This window comes from Citrobacter sp. S46_ASV_140 (genome assembly GCF_018919545.1).
Lineage (GTDB): Bacteria > Pseudomonadota > Gammaproteobacteria > Enterobacterales > Enterobacteriaceae > Citrobacter > Citrobacter braakii.
In genome coordinates this window covers 1-3,757 of the sequence record NZ_JAHLRC010000210.1, presented here as the reverse complement: position 1 = coordinate 3,757, position 3,757 = coordinate 1, and the positions used below count along the sequence as shown (strand labels likewise).

Below are 3,757 nucleotides of genomic sequence, written 5' to 3'. Positions count from 1 at the left end.
GGCCTGCACTGTCCGGGCCTCCCAAACTGTGTATTTTCTCTTCATCGCGTTTTTCCAGTGTCCTGGGAGATACCAGTGCCGGAGCATTACCCTATCTTCCCGTCATCATTCGTACGGAACAAGAAATATTAGTTTCGCAGTGTGATGGCTTTTATTTTGGAAAAGAATCCCCTACTTATCAGGTGGAATTAAAGAATAAATATCCGTCTAAGGCATTGCTATTAATTGCCGAACAGAACCCCGAATGCGTTATTGGCAGCGCCTTTTGCCTCATAATTAAAGATGAAGATGTGAGATTTTCCGTAAATATGGATTCCCTTTCACGCAGTGGCGTAAGGGTCAGTCCGGACGTATTAATGCTTGCACGGAATCAGAAGCATGGATAAGGGCCATTCTCCCATAACACGCCCGACGTTTAAGCGGACATTACGGCGTATCAGCATAATCAGCGTTCTGGTAACTATGACGCTGATCTGGCTGCTGCTCAGCATTTCTTCGGTGCTGGCATTGAGACAGTATGCGCAAAAGAACCTGGATCTGACCGCAGCAACTATGACCCGCACGCTTGAAGCAGCATTAGTTTTTTCTGATGGCGTCGCAGCAACTGAAACGCTGGCAGCACTGGGCCAGCAGGGGCAATTTTCCGTTGCAGAAGTTCGTAATAAAAACCAGAAGGTGATCGCCACCTGGCGCTATAACGCGCAGGATACCACTGAAAAAATCAGCGGACTTATCAGCCACTGGCTGTTTCCCCAACCGGTCACTCAACCTATTTTGCATAATGGCAACGTCATCGGCGAAGTACGATTGACTGCGCGCGATAGCGTTATCAGCCATTTCATCTATTTGTCGCTGGCCGTCCTTACCGGGTGCATTCTGTTGGCCTCTGGCATTGCATTAATGCTCACTCGTTATTTACATAATGGCGTCGTGGAAGCCCTGCAAAATATAACCGAGGTGGTACATGATGTTCGTACCAACCGTAACTTTTCACGACGCGTTTCAGAAGAGCGCATTGAAGAGTTTCACCTTTTTGCCCAGGACTTTAATAGTCTGCTGGACGAGATGGAGGAGTGGCAACTTAAACTGCAGGCAAAGAACGCCCAGCTTTTGCGTACGGCGCTACACGATCCGCTGACCGGCCTGGCGAATCGCGCCGCATTTCGCAGCAGCATTAACGCCCTGATGAATGACCATGCCGCCCACAGCAGCTCCGCACTGTTATTTCTTGATGGTGATAATTTTAAATTTATTAATGATACCTGGGGCCACGCAGCGGGGGATCGGGTCCTGATTGAAGTTGCAAACAGGCTGTCCGAGTTTGGTGGTAATCGACATCACCCCTACAGACTTGGCGGCGATGAGTTCGCTATGGTGCTGTACAGCGTTCACTCTGAATACGAAGTTCAGCGGATCTGCGCGGCACTGTCACACGAGTTTAACCGACCTTTTGACCTGCATAACGGTCATCAGGCAAGCATGACACTCAGCATTGGTTTTGCGCTGACGTGGGAACATGCCTCTGCCGAGAAATTACAAGAACTTGCCGATAAAAATATGTATCAGGCCAAAAATTTGCGTTCTGAACGCATTATTAAAAAATAAGGACTTACACATGCTAAAACGTCTATCATCCCCGTTTCTTCTGCTTTTACTGATTTTGGCAGGCTGTCAGGCACCTCAGGGAAAATTTACCCCGGAGCAAATTGCAGCCATGAAATCGTACGGATTTACCGAAGCTTCCGGAGACTGGTCTCTTGGTCTGTCTGACAACATCCTGTTTGACAAAAACGACTATAAGCTCCGCCCTGAAAGTGAAAAGCAGATCCAGGAAATGGCATCCAAACTGGCAGCTACCGGGTTAAACCATGCGCGTATGGATGGTCATACCGATAACTACGGCGAAGACAGCTACAACGAAGCGCTGTCGCTCAAACGCGCGAATGTGGTTGCCGATGCGTGGGCACAGGGCGCCAACATTCCCCGCACTAATCTGACAACGCAGGGACTCGGGAAGAAATACCCGATCGCCAGTAATCAGACGTCAAAAGGTCGTGCTGAAAACCGCCGGGTTGCAGTCGTGATCGCTACGCCGTAAAAGTCCTCAACTGGCTGCGCGCCGCGCAGCCATCCAATTGCAATAAAACAAAAGAGTAAGGTCGGAATAAAAAAAGGGCCAGCCTTTCGGCCAGCCCTTTTCTAACAGGATGTCGCTTGCGCGAATCTTAGTTAAGACGCTCTTTGATACGAGCAGACTTACCAGTGCGCTCACGCAGGTAGTACAGTTTAGCTTTACGAACAGCACCACGACGTTTAACAGCAATGCTGTCAACTACCGGAGAGTGAGTCTGGAAGACACGCTCAACGCCTTCGCCGTTGGAAATTTTACGAACAGTGAATGCAGAGTGCAGACCGCGGTTACGAATAGCGATAACCACGCCCTCGAATGCCTGCAGACGTTTTTTGGAACCTTCAACAACCCATACTTTCACTTCCACGGTATCACCCGGACGGAAGGAAGGTACGTCCTGCTTCATCTGCTCTTGTTCAAGTTGCTTAATAATGTTGCTCATAATTTAATCTCTTATCCTGGGTAAACTGATATTTGGGGGTCTCAGACCAGCCCATCATGTTTATGCTGCTGTTGTGCGTGTTCCGTTTTGAACTCCGCCAGCAACCTTGCTTGCTCTTCAGTCAGAGCCAGGTTTTCCAGAAGTTCAGGTCTTCTAAGCCAGGTCCGGCCCAGCGACTGTTTTAAACGCCAGCGACGTATCTCAGCGTGGTTCCCCGACAGTAACACTGCCGGTACTTCCATCTGTTCTAACACTTCAGGTCGGGTATAGTGCGGGCAATCCAGCAACCCATCAGCAAACGAATCTTCGATTGCCGAAGCTTCATGACCCAGAACTCCCGGAATAAACCGAGATACGGAGTCGATAAGCGTCATTGCCGGTAACTCACCACCGCTGAGAACGTAATCGCCGATTGACCATTCTTCGTCAATTTCGGTTTGAATCACGCGCTCATCTATTCCTTCATAGCGACCACACACCAGAATCAGCTTTTGATTCGTGGCCAGTTCGCTAACGCCCGCTTGATCAAGCTTGCGTCCCTGAGGTGACAGATAAATCACCTTTGCGCCTTCACCAGCCGCAGCTTTTGCTGCATGAATGGCGTCCCGTAAAGGTTGCACCATCATTAACATCCCCGGTCCGCCGCCGTAAGGACGATCGTCCACGGTACGGTGCCGGTCATGAGTAAAGTCACGAGGACTCCAGCTCTGGATGTTCAGCAGGCCATTTTTTACTGCCCGGCCAGTTACCCCGTAATCGGTAATTGCGCGGAACATTTCTGGAAACAGGCTAACGATACCTATAAACACAAGCCAATCCCCATAACGCCGACTTTTACCGTTTATCCGGTGGTTTAAAAACCAGGATCCCAATCTACTTCGATAGTACGAGTAGCGAGATCGACTTTCTTGATAACCTGCCCATCGAGGAACGGTACAAGACGTTCCTTGATACCAAACGCATCTTTCAGGTTTGCCTTAATGACAATGACGTCATTCGAACCGGTTTCCATCATATCGACGACTTTACCGAGATCGTAACCTTCAGTGGTCACTACCTGGCAGCCCATAAGGTCTTTCCAGTAGTAGGAACCATCTTCCAGCGCTGGCAACTGCGAGGAATCCACGACAATTTCGCAATTAGTCAGTAGATTCGCCGAATCACGATCGTCAACGCCTTTCAGC

Annotated in this window: 6 protein-coding genes; 3 read left to right on the top strand and 3 right to left on the bottom strand. The window is 49.5% G+C overall.

The window, feature by feature from the left end:
* The 3 genes from KQJ19_RS22870 to KQJ19_RS22860 all read left to right on the top strand — a co-directional run.
* A partial coding sequence (locus KQJ19_RS22870; protein ID WP_216404214.1) for a YfiR family protein occupies window positions 1-386 on the top strand: 386 nt, incomplete at its 5' end.
* Window positions 379-1,605 carry a diguanylate cyclase DgcN gene (gene dgcN / locus KQJ19_RS22865; RefSeq protein WP_047414892.1) on the top strand — a complete coding sequence of 409 codons (1,227 nt, stop codon included), beginning with the start codon at window positions 379-381 and terminating at the stop codon, window positions 1,603-1,605. The genes KQJ19_RS22870 and dgcN, both read left to right, overlap by 8 nt.
* Window positions 1,606-1,615: 10 nt before the next feature.
* Entirely contained in the window at window positions 1,616-2,098 is a 483-nt protein-coding gene (locus KQJ19_RS22860; RefSeq protein WP_016154071.1) for an OmpA family protein, read from the top strand.
* Window positions 2,099-2,225: 127 nt separating this feature from the next.
* On the opposite strand, the gene rplS is transcribed toward KQJ19_RS22860, so the two are convergent.
* The 3 genes from rplS to rimM form a co-directional block, all read right to left on the bottom strand.
* Window positions 2,226-2,573, bottom strand: a complete 348-nt coding sequence (gene rplS / locus KQJ19_RS22855) for a 50S ribosomal protein L19 (RefSeq protein WP_002914145.1) — start codon at window positions 2,571-2,573, stop codon at window positions 2,226-2,228.
* 41 nt (window positions 2,574-2,614) lie between these two features.
* Entirely contained in the window at window positions 2,615-3,382 is a 768-nt protein-coding gene (trmD, locus tag KQJ19_RS22850) for a tRNA (guanosine(37)-N1)-methyltransferase TrmD (protein WP_016157187.1), read from the bottom strand.
* Window positions 3,383-3,426: 44 nt separating this feature from the next.
* A partial coding sequence (gene rimM / locus KQJ19_RS22845; RefSeq protein WP_216404213.1) for a ribosome maturation factor RimM occupies window positions 3,427-3,757 on the bottom strand: 331 nt, incomplete at its 5' end.

What these genes read in the sequence shown, in the direction of transcription:
- rplS (WP_002914145.1), bottom strand. Translation starts at nt 2,573, where the DNA reads ATGAGCAACATTATTAAGCAACTTGAACAAGAGCAGATGAAGCAGGAC.
- KQJ19_RS22860 (WP_016154071.1), top strand. Translation starts at nt 1,616, where the DNA reads ATGCTAAAACGTCTATCATCCCCGTTTCTTCTGCTTTTACTGATTTTG.
- dgcN (WP_047414892.1), top strand. Translation starts at nt 379, where the DNA reads ATGGATAAGGGCCATTCTCCCATAACACGCCCGACGTTTAAGCGGACA.